Consider the following 23512-nt stretch of genomic DNA (forward strand, 5'->3'; position numbering starts at 1 on the left):
CCCCAAACAGATGATGTACAAAATCCTGCTTATATTAACCATTGGACTATGCCCTCTATTACTTGCTTCCCAAACCACACAAGTTTCTGGGAGTGTTAGAGATGCTGCTTCTTTTAAACCTTTACCCGGTGTTACTGTTTCTATTGAAGGAACAGGCTTGTCTCAGTTTACCACTGTTCTGGGAACCTTCCAATTTGAAGGATATCTTCCCTTGGGTGAGCACATAGTTAAAGTTTTTAAATCAGGATATTACCCCAAGCGATTTCCTATTGTGATTCAAGAGGATAAAATTCTGATGATAAACGATATGACATTGGATCGGGATTTTGAAAATAGTCAAGATGATTTCATAATTACCCTTACGGACGATGAGTTGGATGAGGCTGTGGGTGGTGCTGATAATATTTCAGGATTACTTCTAGCCTCTCAGGATGTGTTTCAACGCACCGCGGCCTTCGATTTTAGCCAGGCCTTTTTTAGTTTGCGGGGCATGTCTTCTGAAAATTCAAAAGTGCTTATCAACGGTATTGAAATGAATAAACAGTTCAACGGAAAGCCGCAATGGAGTAATTGGGGTGGACTCAATCCGGTCCTCAGAAATCAGGAATTAAATCCAGGCTTAGTGCCTGCTGATTACAATTTTGGAGGCATTATTGGCACTACTCATATTAATGTTAGGGCATCAGAGGCTCGCTCTGGAAATAATTTTACCTATTCCAGTTCTAATAGAAGTTATAGTAATCGACTTATGGCAAGCCATGCCTCAGGGATGTTACCAAAAGGCTGGGCCTATACATTAGCACTTGGTAGACGCTGGGGAAATAGTGGTTTTCAGGAAGGAACCCTTTATGATGCTAATTCATTTTTTGTAGCTCTAGAAAAAAAACTAAATCCTAAACATAGTTTGAATTTTACCGGGATTTATGCCCCTAATAATCGAGGAAAATCCGCTCCTAATACACAGGAAGTTTACGATTTAAAAGGGATTAAATACAATGCCTATTTGGGGTATCAAAATGGTGAAAAAAGAAATGCCAGAATTAAGAGTGTCGAAGAGCCGGTGCTTATGTTAAATCATTACTGGGATATAAATGCTAAAACACACTTAAACACCAATGTAGGCTACCAGTTTGGAACTTTTTCTAACAGTCGATTGAATTATCAGGGTACTGATTTAGTGAATGGATTTCCTGAGGGTGGTGGCACGAATCCAAGTCCGACATATTACCAAAAACTACCCAGTTATTTTGAACGTAATGATCCTGAAAACCTGGGGAATGCCTACCTTGTTTTGGAAGCCTTTTTAGATGATGGTCAATTGGATTGGAATCGCCTTTATGAAGCCAATATAGCCAACTCAGCGTCAGGTGGAAATTCGATTTATGCTTTATACGCCGACGTAGTTAACGATAAACAGCTTACCATAAACAGTATTTTAAAAACAGAAATAAACACACACATCAGCTTAAATGCGGCAATCAATTACCGCCAGTTGGACTCCCAAAATTATGCTCAAATTCTAGATCTTTTGGGCGGTTCATCCTTTTTGGATATTGATGGTTTCGCAAGTACGATTAATGAAGCTCAAAATGACCTCCTAAATCCAAATCGTTTGGTACAAGAGGGTGATCGGTTTAATTATCATTATAAGTTAAACGCTGAAACCTGGGATGCATTTGTCAAAACTGAATTCAAGTTTTCTAAAGTTGATTTTTATACCTCCGGTCAAATTAGTTTCACGCAGTATCAAAGAACCGGGTTTTATCAGAATGGTGGATTTCCGGAGAACTCTTTAGGTCCGGGTAACAAATTAAAGTTTCTTGGTTTTGGTGTTAAAGCCGGTGGAAATTACAAATTATCCGGAAAACACATTTTTAATATGAATGCGGGGTTAATGTCACGCGCTCCCTCGCTTCAAAACACTTATACAAATGCCAGGGAAAATAATAATACGGTACCTGTTATCAGCCCAGAAAAAATTTTAGCGACCGATCTGAGCTATATTTTTCGTTCCTCACTTTTAAAAGCACGATTAACAGGGTATTATATTTCAACCAGAAATGAAAACCATATATCATTTTTTTTTGCTGATGGTATTGGAGGAGATAACACAGCCTTTGTTCAAGAAATCTTACAAGGCATTAATACAAATCGGTTTGGTCTGGAACTGGGTCTTCAAACCCAAATTACAAGTACTTTAAGTTTGAAGGGGGTTGCGGCCTTGGGCGATTTCTCCTATGCCAACAACCCACATTTATACCTAACTACCGAAGCAAATCAAAACGCCGAGGAGGCAGGTTTTGTGGATGGTTTTAAAGATTTTGGAAACTCATATTTGAAGGGTTATAAGCTTGCTGTTGGTCCGCAACGCGCCTTTAGTTTAGGATTTGAGTACCGTGATCCGGAATATTGGTTTGTAGGTGCCACTGCGAATTGGCTGTCGCATGCTTATATCAATGTGAGTCCGCTAACCCGCTCTTCAAATTTCAACACCGATTTTGACGGTCGGGTGTTTAACGATTATGATGAAAATTTGGCGAAACAACTTTTAGAACAAGAACAGTTTGAAGGTTATATGCTTGTAAATATGATTGCCGGAAAATCGTATAAAATAGGCGATAAGTACTTGAGTTTTTTTGCTAGTATAAATAATGTTTTGAATCAAATTTTTAAATCAGGAGGTTTTGAACAAGCAAGAAATGCCAACTACCGGCAGTTGCGAGACGATCAGGCTCTGGACAAACCCATTTTCGGACCCAAATATTGGTATGGTCGTGGTACCAGCTATTTTTTAAATGTAAGTCTTAGATTTTAAAAACGATTTCGATGAAAGTCATATTTTACTTATTGATTATTTTTTTAAGTTTTTGTTTAATGTCCTGTGTTCAGGACGGTCCCTTCATCATTCCTGAGGGATCTGTTAATGACCCAGATATTCCAAAGGAACAACTCACAACCTTTAAAGTTGTAAAGTCTTTATACGAACAGGCGGAAACTTCAGGAAAAGAAACAGTTATAATAGAAAGCGATGTAGATCTCTATATTGAAGGTTATGTGATCTCATCAGATCGTTCTGGTAATTTTTTTAAGGAATTAATTATCCAAAACAAAACCGATGCTTCTGATCCCGAAAATGACCCCAGACTTGGTATCAAACTGGCTATTAATGTCCCTAGCTTATCGGATATTTATTCCTTCGGCCAGAAAGTTTATGTGAAATTAAATGATCTTACCATAGGCGAAACTCAAGGTGTTTTGACCTTGGGAAAAGGAGGTGACGCTACTGTAGAACCAATTCAGTCTGCTACATTCAAGTCTGTTGTTTTGCGAAGTTCAGAAATTGTTCCTATTAAAGCTAAAACTTCCGCCTGGCAAAACTTAACCGAAGCCGATGAAAATACCTTGATCGCTCTAAGTGAGGTGCAATTAAACCAAACAGAATTAGGCGTGAGTTTTGCGGCGGAATCGTTTGATGAGTTTGATGGTTTACGCCGATTGGAAAGCTGCGAATCAGGCGTTACGAGTATTTTGCAGACCAGCACTTTTGCCGATTTTAAAGCTCGATTAGTCCCTCAGGGAACCTTTGATATTCAAGGTGTTTTCAGTCGGGATTTCAGAGATGATTTTTATGTTCTTTCTATAAATAGTATAGCGGCTATCACAAATGAAACCTCAGAGCGCTGCGATCGGGAAACGATTTCCTGTGGTTTAGCAGAAACTATTGGTTCGGGCATTTTATTTTTTGATGATTTTGAATCGCAAAAAAACAACGATTTAATTCAAGGACAGGGGTGGATTAATTATATAGAAGAGGGAAGTGTTGGTTGGAAAGCCTTTTCTTCCAGTTCGTCAAATGCTTCTTTGGGGCGTTCGGCGCGATTTGATGCTTCAAGTTCGGGAGATGTTAGTAATATTGGATGGCTCATTACACCATCGGTGGATCTTGATCTTTACAATGGTGTTACCCTTCGGTTTAAAACCTCAAATAGTAGAGCAGATAGCAGTTTTATGGAGGTGCTTTGTTCCTCAGACTGGGATGGCCGTCAAGAAACCATAAGTGACGCAACATGGAAGAATCTTCAGGATGCCTATATTGTAAAAGACACTGACGCTTTTGCCCCTTGGTTCAATTCTGGTGCGGTTAATTTAAGCTGTTTATCCGGAGTCATTTATATCGCTTTTAAATATACTGGTGGCGGTCTGGAGAGTTTTGACGGAGTGTACGAATTGGACGAAGTCAGTATAAATTATCGGGAATAACCTATTTTTTTAAGATGGTATATACCGGAAAGTGGTCGCTATAACCACCTTTATATTTGGCACCCACATAGGTTCTAAATGGCGAGCCTTTGAATGGCCCCTTGAAGAGTTTCAGAAAATCTTCGTCAAAAATGTCGGCTTTACTAAATTCGAATTGCGTTCTGGAAGGCTTAAAGAACGGGGTGCTAACTAAAATCTGATCAAATAAAAACCATTGGCGTTTAAAATGTACCGTACCTCTTTTAAAGGAGCGTAAATTTTCCATCGGGTTGTAAAGTTGGTAATTATTAACTAGGTATCGAATACTTTCGCTTTTGGGTTCATCATTAAAATCGCCTAAAACCAAAATTTTAGCATCTTCATCACTATTACGAATTTGTGAAATGATATACCCCACCCTTTCTGCTGAGGCCATTCTCTTAGGAGCCGTTTGTTCTAGACCTTCACGTCGTGATGACCAATGATTTATAATGAGATGTATTTTTTCGCCATCTAATAAACCGGAGACTAATAATATATCTCGGGTAAAATCGGGAGTTCCGTCCTCATCGGTAAGTAAAACACCAAAGGTTTCCGTATGTAAAATATCAAAAATATTGGTATCGTAAATTAATGCGACATCAATACCGCGCTCATCTAAAGAGTCAAAATGAACAAAATCGTAGGAATAGGTCGCTAGATATTCTGAATCAAGTAAATCTTTCAGCACTTTGGCGTTTTCAACTTCGGCTAAACCAACCAGAGCAGGATGTTTTCCTGTTTCTGCGCGGCCAATATTAGCTATTGCAAAACCCAATTTTCTAAGTTTATTGTTATATCGTTTAGGGGTCCACCGTCTTGATGACATAGGAAGAAAATCATCGTCGTTCGTATTCGGGTTATTCTTTAGATCAAAAAGGTTTTCTAGATTGTAGAATCCAATGGTCTGCATGTTATGTTGCACGGAGGGTTCGTCGGTTGGGTCAGACATAATTCAAAAATATAAAAACTAAAATAGCTATAATTGATTAACTTTGCCGTATGATAGAAAAGAAAGATATCGCTTTAGAAAAAGCAGTATTAATAGGGATCGTTACAAACGATCAAGATGAGACCAAATTGAAAGAGTATTTGGATGAACTGGAATTTTTAACTTTTACAGCAGGGGGTTATGCGGTAAAACGTTTTACCCAGAAGATGGATATGCCCAACCCGAAGACCTTTATTGGGTCGGGTAAAATGGATGAGGTTCGCGAGTATATCGAAGAAAACGATATTACAACTGCCATTTTTGATGATGAATTATCGGCTGCACAGGAACGGAATATTAGTAAAATACTGAATGTAAAGGTTTTAGACCGAACCAATCTGATTCTCGATATTTTCGCACAACGTGCCAAAACAAGTTATGCCCGAACACAGGTAGAACTAGCCCAATGCGAATATTTATTGCCCCGGTTGAGAGGTATGTGGACGCACCTTGAGCGCCAAAAAGGGGGTATTGGAATGCGTGGACCCGGTGAAACCGAGATCGAGACCGACCGCCGTATCGTACGTGATAAGATTGCCCTTTTAAAAGAGCGCATTAAAACAATTGATAAACAAATGGCCGTGCAGCGCGGGAACCGTGGTAAAATGGTCCGGGTTGCTTTGGTTGGATATACGAATGTAGGAAAATCGACCTTGATGAATGTGATTAGTAAAAGTGATGTATTCGCCGAAAACAAACTATTCGCAACGCTCGATACCACAGTTCGTAAAGTGGTAATTCAAAATTTACCGTTTTTATTGAGTGATACAGTAGGATTTATTCGAAAGCTGCCTACACAACTTGTAGATAGTTTTAAAAGTACGCTAGATGAGGTTCGTGAAGCCGACCTGTTGCTGCATGTCGTTGATATTTCACATCCTAATTTTGAAGAACATATCGAATCGGTAAACAAGGTGCTTGGTGAAATTGATAGCAGTGATAAGCCTACGATTATGGTGTTCAATAAAATTGACGCCTATGAAGCTGAGCCATTAGATCAGGACGATCTGGAGACCGAAAAAACCTCGAGGCACTATACCCTTGAAGAATGGCAAAGTACCTGGATGAATAAAATTGGTGAAAATGCCTTATTTATTTCTGCTATCAAGAAAGAAAATCTGGAAGAATTTAAAAAACGCGTGTACGATGAGGTGCGAGCTATTCATGTAACACGTTTCCCATATAATAATTTTTTATATCCGGATTACAACTACGAGGAAATGAATTAGGCCTTTAGACTGTTATTTTTTTACAGTGATAAATGTACTCGGTAAGTAGTTTTTTATTGGAGGTTAATTTGCATTCATCAAATACCATTTGAAATTTCTTGAAATTGAATTTGGTATAAAGTACCTGACTAAAATAGGATTCATTTTCCAGCAATTCGTAAGCATTTTCTAAAATAATTTTGGCTTTTTCATTACTAAAAAATGAAAATGGGATGGATGAGACCACACCACTTACAGGTCCCTTCACATACTTTTTTACTTGTTCAGCACCATCATTTATAACGATTAAGCGTTCGTCTGTAATAGTTTCCCTAACATGTTCGCAGAACTCTTTATTCACCTCAAAGGCGTACAATTTGGATGTGTGAGAAATACTATTCAGAATTTCTTGAGTAATATTTCCATGGCCAATTCCAAATTCAACAAAAACCTTCCCTTTTGCATTTGAAAGATGTTTGCAAATATCAATTTCAACTTCCCTGCTGGTTTCGGTTATAGCTCCGGTTTCAAATATATTTTTCGCGAAGGCGAATGCCGTCTTCAGTTTTTGATTCATTGTAGGTCTTTGGTGTTTTTATTTGAACATTAAATCCCAAGATAATGAAAATGAATAAATCCAAAAGTATGAACCGTAATTTAAATTATTTTCCTGACGTGTAATACCGGCTTGGGTGCCCCATAAATTTTTTTTGTTTTTTGAAGAAAAATAGTATCCCAAATTCAATTTTTGCGATTGTAATTTTACAATGGCATTTTGGTTGTTGTTAAAATTAAATCGGTTTTCTTCAGGTGAAAATCCGGCGCCTACATCAATACTAAAATAATTATTCACATCAGAGCGATAATGTCTGAATGTAAGGATTCCCGACATACTGGCTTTCGGCTCTCCGGGAGTAAGATAACCGCGTAATGCCCAATAGTCATTCTTGTTGTACCAACCTATGGAACCGGTATAAATAGTTGTAGTTGTTTGAAATTGCAAGGCTCTAAAACCTGCCGAGATTTCAAAACTTTTTGGAAGTGATTTATACAATTCCGCACCATACCGGATATCCGGAAACAGGAAAGATTCAGAATATCCAAAATTGGCATATGCATATAGTCCTGTAGTGATTCTGGGGTAAAGATCTACTTCAAATTGAAGACCGTTCGAGGCGAACCTACGATTGAAATTCAGTCTCGCCTGAATACTTCCATATTTGGTCGCTTTTCCGTAGCGTAGTGTGTAATACTGCATAGGATCAAACCGCTCTGAGTACAAATCGACGGCCGATCGTAGTCCTATAGTATTTAAACTTAATCTGGTTTTAAGGTTGGTTTGATAAATTTGAGATTTTTCGTGATCTGGATAACGTTCCAAATTTGATTCTATAGTACGCAGTGCATCTTCAGGGTTGTTGGCGGCTTCTTGTGCTGATGCTTTCAAATATATCAATTCAACATTTTCCGGAAAATAGTCTAAAGCCGTATTTACCTTTTGAATGGCCTCTGCTGGAGCTCCGGTCCAAAGTTCATTTTTAATGGTTGCCATCCAGGTATCCAATCGTTCAGGACTTCGCTCTAAAACATAATCAAAAGCTTTACGCGCTTTTTTATAGTCACCATCCCATGAATAGGTAGTGCCCAAAAAGGACCGAATGTCATGGTAATCGGGGTATTTTGTGAGGATCAATAGCAAGGTGTCCTGTGCCTGTTTTCGTTTTTTATTGAAGGCCAACTCTCGAGCAACCTCAAAAGCACGGTCAGGATCGCCCTTGAATTCCTGCGTTTGGCAGTAGGCGAAAGAACCGCCGGCTAATATTAATATAATGAAAACTATATTTTTCATGGGTTTTATTGCGGTTGATTTAGAGTGTTTCCAAAAGCCTTATAATCTGAAACTTCCGGATAAAGAGCTATTAAACGATCCATGATGATTTTTGCTTTTTCAGTTTCTTGTAATCGCTTATAAGCTTTGGCTATTTTGAAATCCAATTGAGGGCTTTTAATCTTATTTTCTAATGCTTTTTTATAAATGGAATCTGATTTTTTCTCTTGGTCTGACCACCAATAAAGGTCTAATAAAGCAGCATAGGTGTCCTCGTAATTTGGAGAACGTTTCAAGGTTCGTAATAAAACTGCTTCAGACTCATTATAAAGCTTTTCCCAGGCGAGTGTTCTGCCCTTTAAAACACGGGCATCCGTATAATTGGGGTGCTCATTAATAATATAATCGCAAAGTAAACGGGCTGTTTTATATTTTTTATCAATGGCTAGATCCCGTGAAATGACCATAAGTTCATCAAAGGTCTTTCCTTCAGAAAGCGACTTGATTTTGGCTATCTGAGCTTCTGTAAACTGCGTATTAGGAGTGGCATAAACATTAAGGTTTTCAGGGTATATTTTGTTGTGACTAGTAATGTAGGCATTCATTTTTTTGAATGCGTCTAATGAATCTCTCACTGATTCATGAAGTAATTCCTCATTCACTTTATAGGATCCAAAGTCGGACTTAATTTTATACAATTCACCATCTGAATAAAAATAATCATCATAAATAAAATCATTGATACTGCCTTTATAACGCATCAATGGAATTTTTTTATGATTCACAAAGGCTTTGGTGGTATCTAAACCTTTTCCAAGCCAGGCTACTTTTTCAAGCGGATTCATGTTATAATTCGCATAAAGTAATTGTAAAAAACTTGGGGTTACATCTAAATGCGACGAGATTGAATTAAAGGCCTGCGGTGCCTTTAATAGAGGGCTGTAAATTAAAAAAGGAACATGAAAACGACACAATTTATCTTTTTGATTAATAGGAATAAGCCTGTGGTCTCCGGTTATTACAAATATGGTGTTTTCGTATTCAGGGCGTTTTTTGTAAGCCTCCATGAATGATTTTAAGGATGCATCAGTGTATAAGAGACATCCGAAAATAGATTTATTATTTTCTATTAAGGTTTTGATCTCATCAGATTTCTGTAAGGTATTTAATTTTAAATCTACCTCGTGCATGTATTTTTCCTGATCTGGATAAATGAAAGGTTCGTGAGACGAAATGGTCATAACAATATCCAGGCGTGGTTCCTTTTCAGGGTCTAAGGTATTCAGTGTTTTTTGGAAAATAGCACTATCCGGGTACCCCCATGAAAAGCCCTGGTCGTCGCTATCTGTTTTTTTGTATTCAGGCTCGTACTTGTGAACATCAACAATATTATCAACACCGTTATAATCTAGGAAATTGACTTTTCTATCGAATTCTGATGGCCCACCCGAAAAATAATTGGTTTGATAATTATTGGCCTTAAGGATACTAATAAGAGAAAGATGTGACGGAATTGGACTCTTCTCCAGAAAGCCTTTGTCGCCATAAGGAAGCGAGCCAAATAGTGCCGGTAAAATTCCAAATGAACGTCCAGTATTACTCACAAAATTCTTCCAGTATAGTGACTGTGGAATTAGCGAATCGATATATGGAGTAAAGCCACTGTAAATATTGTTATCGACAAACTCGCCGCCCAGACCTTCTACCACAATAAAAACAAAGTTTGGTTTTTTTGTTTTTAGATCAAAAAATGATGATAACACATCAGTATTTGAACTGAAATCCCTTAAAAGCGGATAATCCGTTCGGTCTGCAAAGCCGTATCCGTTCAAGCGACGTTGTTCATTTTGATATTCGATAACATCACTGAATAAAAAGGCCGTCTTATTTTCATTACGGTCATTTGAAGTGTCAGAAAAAACAAGTTTAATACAACCGAAAATGATGATCATAACAAGACCAATCGCTCCCAAAGTCTTATCCAATATACGTTTTTGATAAAGCCTGTAAAAAAGGATTAAGGCTAATGGAAATACGATAAATGGAATAAAGTAACTTAAGGAAAAGGACTCGGATTTCGAGACTGTCATAAAAGCATCATCAAAGGAGTACCCTAGGATATCAGCACCTAAATTCACTTTAGTTGTTAAGCTATATTCAACTAAAGAAAATTGAAGAAGGGCTATGACAACTAATAAGCCTATTATAATAGGAACGGCTTTTCTTTTTGCCAGAACATTTAACAAATAGAATACAGGAAAAAGAATGAACCCAATGATTAAACCGGTCCAAAAATCATTGGAAAGTTTATATGCGATACTACTTAAGTAATTGCTCTGATAGGTATCGGATAATATGACTTCAGTGATACTAATAAGCCAAAAAACCGTGGTTAGAGCTAATATAGCAAAGGCATATTTTATAAGATTTTCTTTAGGTAATGTAAGGGTCATTGTTGGTTATTTTAACTTGAGGCTAGTCCTTTTCTGGTCATGGTTCCCCATTTTTTAGTTTTATTAAAATAGTAATCGTAATTACCTTTAATAGCGGCATATAATATTATGGGATGTAAAATAATAGGTTCCAAGGCCGTTAATAACACGAGCTTAATTCCGTTGCCTTTTTTCTTATATTGATGAAATGTAAATTCTTCAGAATAGATCGCTATTATTGAAAATAGAACAGAAAACGTATAGGCTAGCACCAAGAATGAAATAGCATATTCCCAACGCACTTCGTTTAGGGCTACGAGAACCATGAAATACACTAATCCAACAACTTCGATTATCGGTGATAATCGCTCAAAAATCAGCCAGTAAGGATAACTAAGTAACCCAAAGGAACCGTAATTCTTGTTAAAAGCAATTTTTCGGTGTTTTCTCAGGGTTTCAATAGTGCCTCTGGTCCATCGGTTTCTTTGCGACACAAAGGTTTTTACATTATCAGGAGCTTCTGTCCAACACAAGGGGTCCGGAATATAAGAGACTTTGTAGGGTTGTTTTTGCTCTTCCATATAGCGTCTCATACGAACAATAATTTCCATATCCTCACCAACGGTATTGGTGTCATAACCTCCAACTTTAATAGCGATCTCTTTGTCGAAAATGCCAAAGGCGCCAGAAATAACCAATAGACCATTCAGTCGGCTCCAGGCCATTCTACCCAATAAAAAGGCTCTTAAATATTCTAAAATTTGGGATTGTACTAATAAGTTTTTTGGTAAATTAATATCCAATAGACGTCCGCCTTTAATCTTACACGAATTGGCAATTCTTATGACACCCCCGGTGGCAATAACCCTTTTTTTGGTTTCTTCCAGAAATGGTTTTATCATTTTTTGTAGGGCGTCTTCAAGAAGCAAACAATCAACATCGATACAAGCTACATATTTACTTTTGCTAATATTCAACCCCATATTCAAGGCATCTGCTTTGCCGCCATTCTCTTTATCTACTACTAATAATTTTTCGAAGGCGGGATTTTTAGATTTAAAAACGCCTGCTCGTAATGATTTGGTCTCTATTTTTTGATTAATTATAAACTCCACTTTTTCAAGATTGTAAGCTTCTATTAATTTTTGCAGACTGTCGTCCTTACTGCCATCGTTTACTATTATAACCTCGTAATTTGAATAATGATTAGATAATAAGGACCTTACATTTTCTACGATATTCAGGCTTTCGTTGTAGGCAGGGGCTATTATGGTTATGGTCGGTGCCATGGGAGAGGATAAAATATCCTTGTAATTCACGAAGCTATTTTTCTTGGCATATTCTATAGTCTCTCGCGCTGATATAAAGGATAAAACGATATAGGATAGTATAGACAAAAAAGCAAATCCAAAGAACAAAAAGTGTAATATGTTTAATATAATTTTTACGGTACTGGTATCCATAATTATAGGTTGTTCACGAATGCAAGAATATCTGGATTACTATTTGTAGTAGTTTCTTCTTTGATATTCAAGAATTTGTCTAGGTTGATAGATTTTAGGATTTTAAGGGCTAAAAGTTGAATTTCGAAATTTTTATGGAATAGGTGTTTTTCAACGAACGGTTCATCATTTGGCATCACTAATTTTTCCAGCAGTTCGAAGAAACTAATTTGTTCTTCCAGGCTTAACGCATTAAAGTTGGCCTTCAAGAGTTCTTTGGCCTCAATACCATATAATTGTGTTAAAACTTCTATAGTCTGGATTCTGATTTCTTTATCTTCGTGCGATAAAAGTTCTACTAGGGTTTCATTGACCTCATATTGATTATAGACCTTCGCTAATTTCAAAGCGAATAAAACCACATAACGATTCTCTGATTTTAACCAGGGTTTGATGTCACAAATATTTTGATCTTCAATGTGATGCAAGGTTTCTAAAATTTCTATTTGAGCCCATTCCGATATAGGTTCTTTAATATTGTCCAAAAAGGAAAGTCCTTCGAAACTAAACAAGCTCACCATATAAATATGTGCTTCCTTTCGAACCTCGTCTCTAGGATGCGCTGTAAAGGGTTTAATACGTTCACTCGCCTCGATGACTTTAAATCGTGTCAATTCCTCGATACCTTTCCCTATAACATGCCATTTTTTAGCCTGAAGTTTGGCAACGGCATATTTATAAAGGCCGGTTCGGAAATATAATTTTTTAATGATATCCGACATTTCTCCAGAAACCTCATCCAGTAAGTTATATAGGGTTTTTATAATGATTCGTCGTTTCCAACTTACTTTGATCGGATCGATCAATTCACCTATAATTTCCCATTGCCGTTCAGATAAGTAATTTGGGTTGTCGTGCTGGGTGTAAAGATATTCTACTAATAAACTTTCCAACTCGGTTTTACCCTTTTGATTTTGGGTTTCTTTTTTTCGATTTGAAGCTCTCCAGATTTTCAAGTAGATGGTGAGAAAAACGATGGCAATTAGTATCAAAGCACTTGTTACCCATGCTATTTGAATGAAGTAGGGGAGATTATTATAAGTAGTAAGAATGTTTTGGGGCTCCATCATAGTTACTTACGATCTTTTTACGTTATCAGTTTTTTGACCCGGATGACCAATTCGTTGGGACTGAAAGGTTTTCCCATAAAATCATTTGCGCCAAGATCAAAGGCTTTTAATACCATTTCTTCCTGGCCAGCTGACGAGAATACAATTATAGGAACTTGAGAATTTAGTTTATTCCGTACATGGCTTATCACTTCTAAACCACTTATAAAAGGCATCATAATATCTGTTATAATCAGATCCGGTTGATTGGCTTCTATCGACTCTAAAGCTTCTTTTCCATCAACACTAGGAAATAATTCGTAGCCTTCTTTTTCTAATCTAAACTTTAAAAGCATTGTTAACGTAGAGTTGTCCTCAGCTAAAACGATTTTTTTCTTACTCATGGGGCATGAATTATTATTACAATGAAACAGGTGAGCAAGATAGTAAAATTAACCGACGAAATACAAAAAAATAGGATTAAATGTATTTCATTATCAAATATTATTAAATTTCAGGATAAGACGTAAAAAAAGTCGCACTTGGCGACTTCTTATATTTTACAACAGGAGAGGTATTTTATTAGAAATTATAACTTAAACCGATCGTATAGTAGGTTTGTAGTTTATTATCAACACTATCAAAAGTAGCATTAGGATCACCTCCAAGTGTGATTGGTAAATTTTGTAGGTAGTTTAAAGCTTCTTGTTTATTACTACGCAATCCAAAATCGAATCCTACACCAATCATTTCCCATAAGGTATAACTAAAGGTATTGATCCAGGTCCAATTGGAAAGATCACTAGACTTATAGCTTTGAAAGGTTGAAAAATTTGTTTTGAAATTAATAGCCCCAATTTCTCTGGTATAATCTGCAACAATTTTTGCACCTAGCGATGATTCAAATACAGTCGAATTTTTACTAAATACAAAATTGTAGTTTAAAGGATTCATGGTTACAACTAAATTGGCAATGGGGGTCCATGTGCCACCAACACCAACATCCAGATAGCCTGGATCATTAAAATTGTTAAGAAGTGTGGTTCGGTATTCCATCATGCCTGAGAGGGCGAAACTGTTTGTTAGATTTCTACCATACAGAGATGAAATATTAAACACATCAGTAGTTGGATTAAAGGTTGAATCATCTGTTGCAATATCCTTATTATCCAGTTTTACCCATTTTAAATTGGTATTTAAATTATTACGCCAAAAATATTTTGGCTGAATTAAATTAGCATATGCATTCACCGTTATACCGATGTTTCCCGAACTGTTATTCGGCGCGCCTTGTGCGTACCAATTATTAAACTCTGATAAACTGCCTCCAATAACACCGAATGCTTTTAGACGCCAGCCTGGTAGGGCATCAATTTTTGCCTGAATTGCATTCAGCTCGCCTTGAGCCACTTTCACTTCAGTTTGTTTTTCTGCCTTTTGAGCTTTTAATTCTTCTTTGGTTTGAGCTGCTAAAGATGCAACCTGCAGTGCGATAAAAGTAAATAGTAATATTTTTTTCATATCAAAAAAGGGGTTTATTTTCTTTTGAATAAAGGAACTGAAGAACATGCTTCACCATACATAATAGATTTAGATATGGGTTTTAATTTTGTCGCCAACATGATATAGGCGTTTTCCGGTACTGGTTTTTTTGAACAACCTTTAATAATAACAGGTTTATCTTTGTAATCTGAAACATCAAGGCTTTGAATAACATCCTGATAGATCGATGTTTCAAGGGCTTCTAAATCTCCGATGATCACTTTTTTTGCGATGTCTGCCAGTTGTAAACTTAAAAACAAATAAGCCCAACCCGGAATAATAGCATCCGAGGTGCAGGTTAGAGCAACGTAGCAATCCGTATACTCAGACCAGTCGTATTCAGCCACCTGCTGTCTGAACTCTTTTTCACGCAAGACAAAACCTTCATACAACCAATCTTTAATATCAAACAGCACGCGTTTGCCCTCAGGGTAATAGTCCTCAAGGTTTAAGGTAACCAGTTTACTGTTCGCGACGCGGTTAATAATCTCTTCCTGCATACGGTATATATAGTTTTAGATTGAAATAGAAGGCTAAAAAGGATATTACAAAATACCCAATTCCAGTTTCGCCTCTTCGCTCATTAAATCCTGAGTCCAAGGTGGGTCGAAGGTGATTTCTACTTCAGCATCTTTTACCATGTTTAGAGATTTCACTTTTTCCTCAACCTCTAAAGGTAAGGTTTCAGCGACAGGACAATTTGGTGTGGTCAAGGTCATTAAGATCTTCACCTCATGATCTTCATTTACCAGAACGTCGTAAATAAGTCCGAGTTCGTAAATATCCACAGGGATTTCAGGATCGTAAATGGTCTTTAAAACATTTACTATTTTTTCTCCTAATTCAGCAGTATCTATAGTGTCATTCATAATTTTCTTTTTTTAATTTATCCGATCAGGCATTTAACTGTGCATTAAAAGCTACAGCGTACATCTTTAATTGTTTGATCATACTTACCAAACCATTCGCTCTGGTTGGCGACAAGTGATCTTTTAAACCGATCTTATCGATAAAATCGGTATTAGCACTAATGATATCTTCAGGACGATGGTCTGAAAACGTTCGAATTAAAATAGCGATGATGCCTTTAGTAATAATAGCATCACTATCGGCGGTAAAATGAACTTTATCCTCTTTTAATTCAGCATGAACCCAAACCTTACTTTGGCATCCTTTTATAATATGATCATCCGTTTTGTATTGGTCGTCAATCAAAGGTAAATCTTTCCCAAGATCTATCATATATTGATAACGTTCTTCCCAATCTTCAAACATTGAAAATTCGTCAATAATCTCATTTTGTATCTCTTCAATAGTCACAATCACAAATTTTTATGCAAAAATACAATAACAAAGTTAGCTATTCAATATTTTCTGAAACAGATTGAATGGCTTTTACCAGATTAGCGATAGGTTCAGGGGGGTTACCATGGTCGAAGGATGGTGTTTTATAGGTTTTTCCTTCATAAATAATGCTTAAGCTGGCATGTGCTGCAGCATCATAAAAACGGCTTTCTGACGGTGCTTTAAGGTTTTCTAAAGATTTAACATCTATGGAGTCCAAAGTGTTTAATAGTGTTTGCCAGATTTTATCAGGACAGGGTTTTTCAACGGCTTTTTCGCCTCTGGCGGAAATTATTTTGATTTGCTTTTTATCTATAGTGATATTTTGAAAGAGTCCCCTTGAAACCGCAGTATATTGAAATGTTAATGCTTCCTGATTGATCTTTGAGGAATTACAGCAACGGTTTTCTGTTACTAAAAGGGATAAAAAGATGAAAACAAATTTCATAATGAATGCAGGTTTATTCTGTTTAATGATACAAAAAAGACGCCATTTTTGGCGTCTTTTTAAATTTTATTATGGTATTACTATTTTTAATTACTAACAAAAGTAGCTCTTGCACCACCTGATTGAAAGAGTGCACGCATTCTGTTGCGTTGACCATCGGTGAAAATATACATACATGCATCGAAGGTGTAATCCATATAGTTCATGGTCATGTCAGCACTTTTACAGCTCACGGAAGGGAATGTTGGGCATCCACCATTTGAACTTCCTGCAGCAGGAGTATCCTCTACAAAGTCATCGAAACGGCAAGGACCATCACCCCAGATGTGACGTAAATTCAGGTAGTGACCTACCTCATGCGTAGCAGTTCTTCCTAAACCATACGCACCGCTTGTAGTTCCGAAATAAGCACCGCCGAGAACAATACCATCAGTAGAAGGATTACCACCCGGGAATTGCGCATATCCTAAGATTCCACCACCGATATTGCAAACCCAAATATTCATATGGGTTTCCGGTGTAATAGGCGGATAAGCTGCTTTTACAGCGTCGTTAGTTCCCCATGAGGAGGTTGGATCGTTGTATCTGAATACACCGGCTACGCTGAAACTAAATCCGGCGTTTGTGGCATCATTCGCAAAAGTGGTTCCTTCGGGAAGTTGATCGATATGTGGATTTACAAAATCGTCATTTAAAGTTGCCATCTGAGTAGTTACTTGATCATCTGTAATAGTTGAAGCATCTGGATACACAATGTGTATATATACAGGAATATTGATGGTTCCTAAATTATCATCAATGGGTAGTACATCCACATCTGTTTCACCATTTCCTCCACCGCCATTACCCGCGCCTTCGGGTTTTTTGGAGGCAATAAATTTTCTGGTTTGATACTCAATAGCATACATTTTTTGTTCCAGACCAGGGTTTTCCTGAAGTTGTCTGTTTAAAACGTTCATGGTGTAGCAAGCTTTCTTGTTGCTTTTACCATCGGCTGTCTTAGCCGTGAGCTCGGCTTCGGGCGTGTAAACAGTAAAATCGCTCATGTCAATATCCTGACTAGGATTAATGGTTGATTTGTCGTTGTCGCAGGACGATAACAGTAGGGCTAGGGTTGCCATACCTAAAAATAATTTTTTCATTTATTTGATAGTTTTTATTAGTCGTCAATGAAGATAGAAACTAATGCAGAATTTTCAAAGTTTTCGTTATTTTTTCGCCGAAAAGTAAGAGAATTTAACAAAAATGAAAAAACTTTCCCATAAAATTGAAATATTGCTTAAGAATTATTATGTGAGGGGATTACTACTTCTATGATAACATTCTTTGGGCTTTCTTTACCCCGTCGACTAAAGCATCAATTTCTTCTTTGGTATTGTAAAAGGAAAAGGACGCCCGTATTGTTCCGGGAATATTGTAGTAGTCCATGATGGGTTGCGCACAATGATGACCCGTGCGAACAGCGATGCCTTGCTGGTTTAAAATAGTTCCGACATCATACGGATGAATGCCTTCCAAATTAAAAGAGATCACAGCTGTTTTATGTTCAGAGGTTCCATAGATCTTAAGACCTTCGATGGCTAATAGTTGTTTTGTAGCGTAATCTAATAATTCCTTTTCGTAGGCAGCAATAGCCTCAAAGCCAATAGCATTCATATAGTCCAGGGCTGCACCAAAGGCAATTCCACCACAAATGTTTGGTGTACCTGCTTCAAATTTATGTGGTAGGTCGGCATAGGTGGTTTTTTCGAATGTCACTTCGGAAATCATTTCACCTCCACCTTGGTAGGGCGGTAGTTTTTTTAACCATTCTTCTTTACCATAAAGCATTCCTACCCCGGTTGGACCACAAAGTTTGTGTGCTGAGGCTACGTAAAAATCGACATCCAGTTCTTGTACATCAGGTTTGATATGTGGGCAAGATTGGGCGCCGTCGATAAGAACAGCTGCTCCTACTTCATGCGCTTTTCCAATAATGTATTCGATGGGATTTACGGTTCCTAATGCATTTGATACATGGTTCACAAAAACCAGTTTGGTATTCTTAGATAATAAGGCGTCGAAGTCTGAAAGTACAAGCTCTCCATTATCATTCATGGGAATCACCTTTAATTTTGCACCGGTACGCTCGCACAGCATTTGCCACGGCACAATATTACTATGATGCTCCAGAGCAGAAACCAGGATCTCATCGGTTTTTGTTAGAAGACTACTAAAGCCGTGAGCCACTAAATTGATACTGTGTGTTGTTCCTGAAGTGAAAATAATTTCGTGCGACTTCTTCGCATTGAAATGGGCCTGGATTTTTTTTCGGGCTTGTTCGTAAAGATCGGTGGCTTCCTGACTCAGAGAGTGTACTCCACGATGGATATTGGCATTGTAATTACTGTAATAGTCAACAATGACATCGATAACCTGTTGCGGTGTTTGTGAGGTTGCGGCATTGTCAAAATATACGAGCGGTTTACCGTGTACTTTTCTTGAAAGTATTGGAAAATCGTTTCGTATGGTATTAACGTCGAACATAAATTTTGTTTTAGCCCCGATAGCAGCGGCATCCTTTTTTGTGGTTTTAACCCAAAAAAGATACAGCGGATAGCGGGAAATAGCTTCGTAAAAGACTAAAGATCGAAGCCTATACGAACGCCTAATTTGTTTGCGATAAGCTTAGTGATGCGGTGTTTGATCTCGGGAATTTTTACCGAGCTGAGCACGTTGTTGCTAAAGGCATACATAAGCAGGGCGCGGGCCTCTTTGTGCGGAATACCGCGACTTTGCATGTAGAACATCGCACTTTCATCAAGCTGGCCAATGGTACAGCCGTGGGAACATTTTACATCGTCTGCAAAAATTTCAAGCTGTGGTTTGGTGTTTATCGTGGCTTTATCGCTTAGTAAAATATTGTTGTTGGCCTGAAAGGCATTGGTTTTTTGAGCTTCTTTTTCAACCAAAACTTTGCCGTTGAATACACCTGTAGAACTATCGCCGAAAATGCCTTTATAATCTTGGTGACTTTCGCAATTTGGTTGAGCGTGATGTACCATGGTGTTGTGGTCCACGTGTTGTTTATCGCCTATAATGGTAACGCCCTTAAGCGTTGAATCAATACGCTCGCCGTTTTGGTAAAAGTTCAGGTTATTTCGGGTGAGTTTTCCACCGAAAGAAAAGGTGTGCACGGAGGCTACACTTTCTTGCTCTTGCTTGATAAACGTGTTATCTATAAGCGAGGCGTTTTGCGTGTCGTTCTGGATTTTGTAGTAATCAACTATGGCGCGTTTATTGGTAAAAATTTCGGTAACACTATTAGTTAAAACCGGATTATTATTCAAACTTTGATGACGCTCTATGATTTGTACATGCGAGTTTTCATCTACCACAATTAAATTACGAGGTTGTAACATAATTGCAGATTCATTTCCGGTTGAGAAATGTACTATTTGAATGGGTTTTTCAACCAGTTTATTTTTTGGAATATGAATGAATGCTCCTTCGCAAGAAAATGCCGTATTTAAAGACGAAAGGCTATCTTTGCCTGATGCTTTATTGAAATAATTTTCGATAACCAGGCGGTATTTTGGCTTGGCGATCGCCGCAGACATCAGGCAAATATCCATCCCGTCGTGAGTGGTTTGCGATAGATGTGAGGAATATTTTCCATCGATAAATACGATCTTATAGCTATCGATATCGTGAATGAAATATTTTCTTACTGCATTATAATCCAACGCATTTTCATCTTTTGGAAATACAGTATAATCTTCTTTCAAAATAGACTTGAGTGAGGTGTATTTCCACTCTTCATCCTTTTTGGAAGGAAATCCTTTTTCCTCGAATATTTTTATAGCTTCAGAACGCAGATCGTGCACGTAATTATCGACATCCACGCGGTCTTCAAAAACCATAAATGATGTTATTAATTTTTCCTTTAAATCCATTTGCTCCATTCTTAAGCGTTCACTTCTTCTTTAATCCAATCGTATCCTTTTTCTTCTAACTGGTGTGCCAGTTCTTTAGTACCCGATTTCACAATTTTCCCATTCACTAATACGTGAACAAAATCTGGAACGATATAATCTAACAATCGCTGATAGTGTGTTATAACAAGCACAGCATTGTCTTTACTTTTTAATTTGTTTACTCCGTTAGCTACAATGCGCAAAGCATCAATATCCAAACCGGAATCGGTTTCATCCAAAATCGCTAATTTCGGATCTAGCATGGCCATTTGGAAAATCTCGTTACGTTTTTTTTCACCACCGGAAAAGCCTTCATTTATTGAGCGCGATAAGAATTTACGGTCGATCTCTAAAAGCTCTGATTTCTCACGGATGAGTTTTAACATATCCTTAGCTGGCATATCATCTAAGCCTTGAGCCTTTCGTGTTTCGTTGATGGCAGTTCTCATGAAATTAGTAACGCTTACACCTGGAATCTCTACCGGATATTGAAATGATAAAAAGATGCCTTTGTGAGCGCGCTCGTCAGGAGCCAGCTCCTCGATATCTTCGTTCTCAAAAAGAATTTCACCTTTGGTAACTTCGTATTCTTCTTTTCCTGCAATTACAGAGGCTAGAGTGCTTTTACCTGAGCCATTAGGGCCCATGATCGCATGAACTTCTCCAGGTTTAATTTCCAGATTAATACCTTTCAGTATGCTTTTATCTTCTACGCTTGCGTGTAAATTTTGAATCTTTAACATCGTTATTTGCTCTCTATTTTAATCGTATTCTTTTTTAATTTTCTTTTGTTTAGTGGCTTATCCAACACTGCCTTCTAAACTTATTTCCAGTAATTTTTGTGCTTCAACAGCAAATTCCATCGGTAGTTTATTTAAAACCTCTTTACTAAAACCGTTGACAATTAAGGCGATAGCCTTCTCGGTATCAATACCGCGTTGGTTACAATAGAATATTTGGTCTTCACCAATTTTACTGGTTGTAGCCTCGTGCTCTATTTTTGCAGTTTTATTTTTTGCTTCAATATAGGGGAAGGTATGTGCACCACATTCGTTGCCCATTAATAAACTATCGCACTGTGAAAAGTTACGGGCGTTTTCAGCTCTGGGGCTTATCTGTACTAATCCACGATAACTATTTTGGGATTTCCCTGCGGAAATACCTTTAGATATGATCGTTGATCTTGTGTTTTTGCCTAAATGGATCATCTTGGTACCGGTATCGGCCTGCTGATAATTATTTGTTACAGCGATCGAATAAAACTCACCTACTGAGTTATCACCCTTTAATATACAGCTTGGGTATTTCCAGGTTACTGCAGAACCTGTTTCCACTTGCGTCCAGGAAATTTTGGCGTTCTTTTCGCATAAACCACGTTTAGTTACAAAATTATAAACGCCACCTTTACCTGAAGCATCTCCAGGGAACCAGTTTTGTACTGTAGAGTATTTAATTTCAGCATTGTCCATGGCGATCAATTCCACAACGGCTGCGTGTAATTGGTTTTCGTCACGACTTGGTGCTGTACAGCCTTCCAGGTAACTTACGTAACTCCCTTCATCTGCGATCACCAGAGTGCGCTCAAATTGTCCTGTACCAGCTTGATTGATACGGAAATACGTTGATAATTCCATCGGGCATCTTACCCCTTTCGGGATGTAGCAAAAAGAACCATCACTAAATACTGCGGAATTTAATGCCGCATAATAGTTGTCTTTTTTCGGGACAACAGTACCAAGATATTTCTTTACCAGATCCGGATATTTTTGAATAGCTTCCGAGATACTCATAAAAATAATACCTTTCTTGGCGAGTGTTTTTTTAAATGTTGTGGCTACAGAAACAGAGTCTACTACAACATCCATAGCAACACCGGCCAGCTTTTTTTGTTCGTCTAGTGAAATTCCCAACTTACTGAAGGTTTCCAGCAATTCAGGATCTACTTCGTCTAAACTTTCATATTTCGGCTTTTTGTTTGGCGCGGAATAATAGGAGATGTCCTGAAAGTTAGGTTTTTTGTAATGCACATTCGCCCAGTTAGGTTCAGTCATTTTTTCCCAAGAACGAAAGGCTTCCAAACGCCATTCGGTCATCCATTCCGGTTCTTCTTTCTTTTTTGAAAGGGCACGAACAACGTCCTCATTCAATCCTTTTGGAAATGTATCGGACTCAATATCGGTATAAAAACCGTATTCGTATTCTTTGGTTTTAAGTTCTTCCCTTAAATCATCTTCTGTATACTTCGACATAATTCTTTCTTGATTTTTATAATGAAAATGATTCGCCACAACCACAGGTACGGTTGGCGTTCGGGTTATTGAAAACGAACCCGGTGCCGTTTAACCCGCCTGAATATTCCAATGTTGTTCCAATGAGATACAGGAAACTCTTTTTGTCTACGATGATTTTGATATCGTTATCCTCAAAAACCTTATCGTCTTCAGCAGCGTTATTATCAAACTTCAAATCGTAAGACAATCCGGAACAACCCCCGCTTTTAACACCCACTCTAATGTAGTCAGTGCTTGGGTTATAGCCGCCATCGGTCATTAGTTCGATGACTTTCTTTTTAGCTGTTTCAGAAACTTTTATCATAGTCTTAATTAGATTTCATCTAAATAGTGCACAAATATACAACATAAGTCACGGAATACAGCGAAACCTAACATTATATTAGCATATAGTTTTATAGGTTTTGACTATAGACTGAACAGCAGAAAAAATTAAGGAAAAATTAAGAAAGGTCGTTAGGAGAAAAATAGCGAATCCAATTGATTTTGAGCTACATCCATTAAATTGCCTTTGTCGTCAAGAGTAAATTCTTTTCGGCAACATTTACAGCGCAGTTTGGATGAATGACTTTGCTGGTCTTCAACAAAGTAATTATGGCCAAAAATCATGCAGAACGGGTTGTTAGCGTTTCGTCTATTCATG

General features: G+C 37.6%; 22 protein-coding genes. 3 read left to right on the forward strand and 19 right to left on the reverse strand.

From position 1 onward, the window contains the following. The first annotated feature begins 10 nt into the window (after window positions 1–10). Both V8G61_RS00890 and V8G61_RS00895 read left to right on the forward strand, forming a co-directional pair. Window positions 11–2815: a TonB-dependent receptor gene (locus tag V8G61_RS00890; protein WP_394873538.1), complete on the forward strand. Its 2805-nt coding sequence runs from the start codon at window positions 11–13 to the stop codon at window positions 2813–2815. An 11-nt stretch (window positions 2816–2826) separates the two neighbouring features. Further along, the gene (locus V8G61_RS00895; RefSeq protein ID WP_394873539.1) at window positions 2827–4260 is read left to right on the forward strand and encodes a DUF5689 domain-containing protein; all 1434 of its coding nucleotides are present in this window, start codon (window positions 2827–2829) and stop codon (window positions 4258–4260) included. Between the two features lies 1 nt (window position 4261). On the opposite strand, the gene V8G61_RS00900 is transcribed toward V8G61_RS00895, so the two are convergent. Further along, the gene (locus tag V8G61_RS00900; RefSeq protein WP_394873540.1) at window positions 4262–5230 is read right to left on the reverse strand and encodes an endonuclease; all 969 of its coding nucleotides are present in this window, start codon (window positions 5228–5230) and stop codon (window positions 4262–4264) included. Window positions 5231–5280: 50 nt separating this feature from the next. Here V8G61_RS00900 and hflX point away from each other — a divergent pair, with 50 nt between their 5' ends. Next, the gene (gene hflX / locus V8G61_RS00905) at window positions 5281–6498 is read left to right on the forward strand and encodes a GTPase HflX (protein ID WP_394873541.1); all 1218 of its coding nucleotides are present in this window, start codon (window positions 5281–5283) and stop codon (window positions 6496–6498) included. Window positions 6499–6502: 4 nt separating this feature from the next. On the opposite strand, the gene V8G61_RS00910 is transcribed toward hflX, so the two are convergent. The 18 genes from V8G61_RS00910 to V8G61_RS00995 all read right to left on the reverse strand — a co-directional run bounded on the left by V8G61_RS00910 (window position 6503) and on the right by V8G61_RS00995 (window position 23511). Continuing rightward, window positions 6503–7054 carry a class I SAM-dependent methyltransferase gene (locus V8G61_RS00910; protein WP_394873542.1) on the reverse strand — a complete coding sequence of 184 codons (552 nt, stop codon included), beginning with the start codon at window positions 7052–7054 and terminating at the stop codon, window positions 6503–6505. 18 nt (window positions 7055–7072) lie between these two features. Next, entirely contained in the window at window positions 7073–8326 is a 1254-nt protein-coding gene (locus V8G61_RS00915; protein ID WP_394873543.1) for a YaiO family outer membrane beta-barrel protein, read from the reverse strand. 5 nt (window positions 8327–8331) lie between these two features. Continuing rightward, window positions 8332–10758 carry a sulfatase-like hydrolase/transferase gene (locus V8G61_RS00920; protein WP_394873544.1) on the reverse strand — a complete coding sequence of 809 codons (2427 nt, stop codon included), beginning with the start codon at window positions 10756–10758 and terminating at the stop codon, window positions 8332–8334. 11 nt (window positions 10759–10769) lie between these two features. Continuing rightward, window positions 10770–12200 (reverse strand): glycosyltransferase, encoded by a 1431-nt coding sequence (locus tag V8G61_RS00925; RefSeq protein WP_394873545.1) that lies wholly within the window; start codon window positions 12198–12200, stop codon window positions 10770–10772. A 2-nt stretch (window positions 12201–12202) separates the two neighbouring features. Beyond that, entirely contained in the window at window positions 12203–13309 is a 1107-nt protein-coding gene (locus tag V8G61_RS00930) for a HEAT repeat domain-containing protein (protein WP_394873546.1), read from the reverse strand. 17 nt (window positions 13310–13326) lie between these two features. Continuing rightward, on the reverse strand, window positions 13327–13692 hold the full coding sequence (locus V8G61_RS00935; protein ID WP_394873547.1) for a response regulator transcription factor: 366 nt from the start codon (window positions 13690–13692) through the stop codon (window positions 13327–13329). A gap of 178 nt (window positions 13693–13870) precedes the next feature. Continuing rightward, on the reverse strand, window positions 13871–14809 hold the full coding sequence (locus V8G61_RS00940) for a DUF3078 domain-containing protein (RefSeq protein ID WP_394873548.1): 939 nt from the start codon (window positions 14807–14809) through the stop codon (window positions 13871–13873). A gap of 14 nt (window positions 14810–14823) precedes the next feature. Then, window positions 14824–15330, reverse strand: a complete 507-nt coding sequence (locus tag V8G61_RS00945; protein WP_394873549.1) for a DUF2480 family protein — start codon at window positions 15328–15330, stop codon at window positions 14824–14826. A 45-nt stretch (window positions 15331–15375) separates the two neighbouring features. After that, a complete protein-coding gene (locus tag V8G61_RS00950; protein WP_394873550.1) occupies window positions 15376–15699 on the reverse strand; it encodes a DUF59 domain-containing protein in 324 nt (107 codons plus the stop codon). A gap of 25 nt (window positions 15700–15724) precedes the next feature. Continuing rightward, window positions 15725–16150: a SufE family protein gene (locus V8G61_RS00955; RefSeq protein WP_394873551.1), complete on the reverse strand. Its 426-nt coding sequence runs from the start codon at window positions 16148–16150 to the stop codon at window positions 15725–15727. 40 nt (window positions 16151–16190) lie between these two features. Then, window positions 16191–16622, reverse strand: coding sequence for a hypothetical protein (locus V8G61_RS00960; protein ID WP_394873552.1), 432 nt, complete (start codon window positions 16620–16622; stop codon window positions 16191–16193). An 86-nt stretch (window positions 16623–16708) separates the two neighbouring features. Continuing rightward, window positions 16709–17764 carry a zinc metalloprotease gene (locus V8G61_RS00965; RefSeq protein WP_394873553.1) on the reverse strand — a complete coding sequence of 352 codons (1056 nt, stop codon included), beginning with the start codon at window positions 17762–17764 and terminating at the stop codon, window positions 16709–16711. Between the two features lie 169 nt (window positions 17765–17933). Further along, complete coding sequence (locus V8G61_RS00970) at window positions 17934–19148, reverse strand: aminotransferase class V-fold PLP-dependent enzyme (protein WP_394873554.1); 1215 nt, start codon at window positions 19146–19148, stop codon at window positions 17934–17936. Window positions 19149–19243: 95 nt separating this feature from the next. Then, window positions 19244–20557 carry a Fe-S cluster assembly protein SufD gene (gene sufD, locus V8G61_RS00975; protein ID WP_394873555.1) on the reverse strand — a complete coding sequence of 438 codons (1314 nt, stop codon included), beginning with the start codon at window positions 20555–20557 and terminating at the stop codon, window positions 19244–19246. An 11-nt stretch (window positions 20558–20568) separates the two neighbouring features. Continuing rightward, window positions 20569–21321: a Fe-S cluster assembly ATPase SufC gene (gene sufC / locus V8G61_RS00980; protein WP_394873556.1), complete on the reverse strand. Its 753-nt coding sequence runs from the start codon at window positions 21319–21321 to the stop codon at window positions 20569–20571. Between the two features lie 57 nt (window positions 21322–21378). Then, window positions 21379–22827, reverse strand: a complete 1449-nt coding sequence (gene sufB, locus V8G61_RS00985) for a Fe-S cluster assembly protein SufB (RefSeq protein ID WP_394873557.1) — start codon at window positions 22825–22827, stop codon at window positions 21379–21381. Between the two features lie 16 nt (window positions 22828–22843). Then, complete coding sequence (locus V8G61_RS00990) at window positions 22844–23173, reverse strand: HesB/IscA family protein (RefSeq protein ID WP_394873558.1); 330 nt, start codon at window positions 23171–23173, stop codon at window positions 22844–22846. 152 nt (window positions 23174–23325) lie between these two features. Further along, a complete protein-coding gene (locus tag V8G61_RS00995) occupies window positions 23326–23511 on the reverse strand; it encodes a hypothetical protein (RefSeq protein WP_394873559.1) in 186 nt (61 codons plus the stop codon). Window position 23512 lies beyond the last annotated feature (1 nt).

The organism is Gaetbulibacter sp. M240 (assembly GCF_043876815.1).
Lineage (GTDB): Bacteria > Bacteroidota > Bacteroidia > Flavobacteriales > Flavobacteriaceae > Gaetbulibacter_A.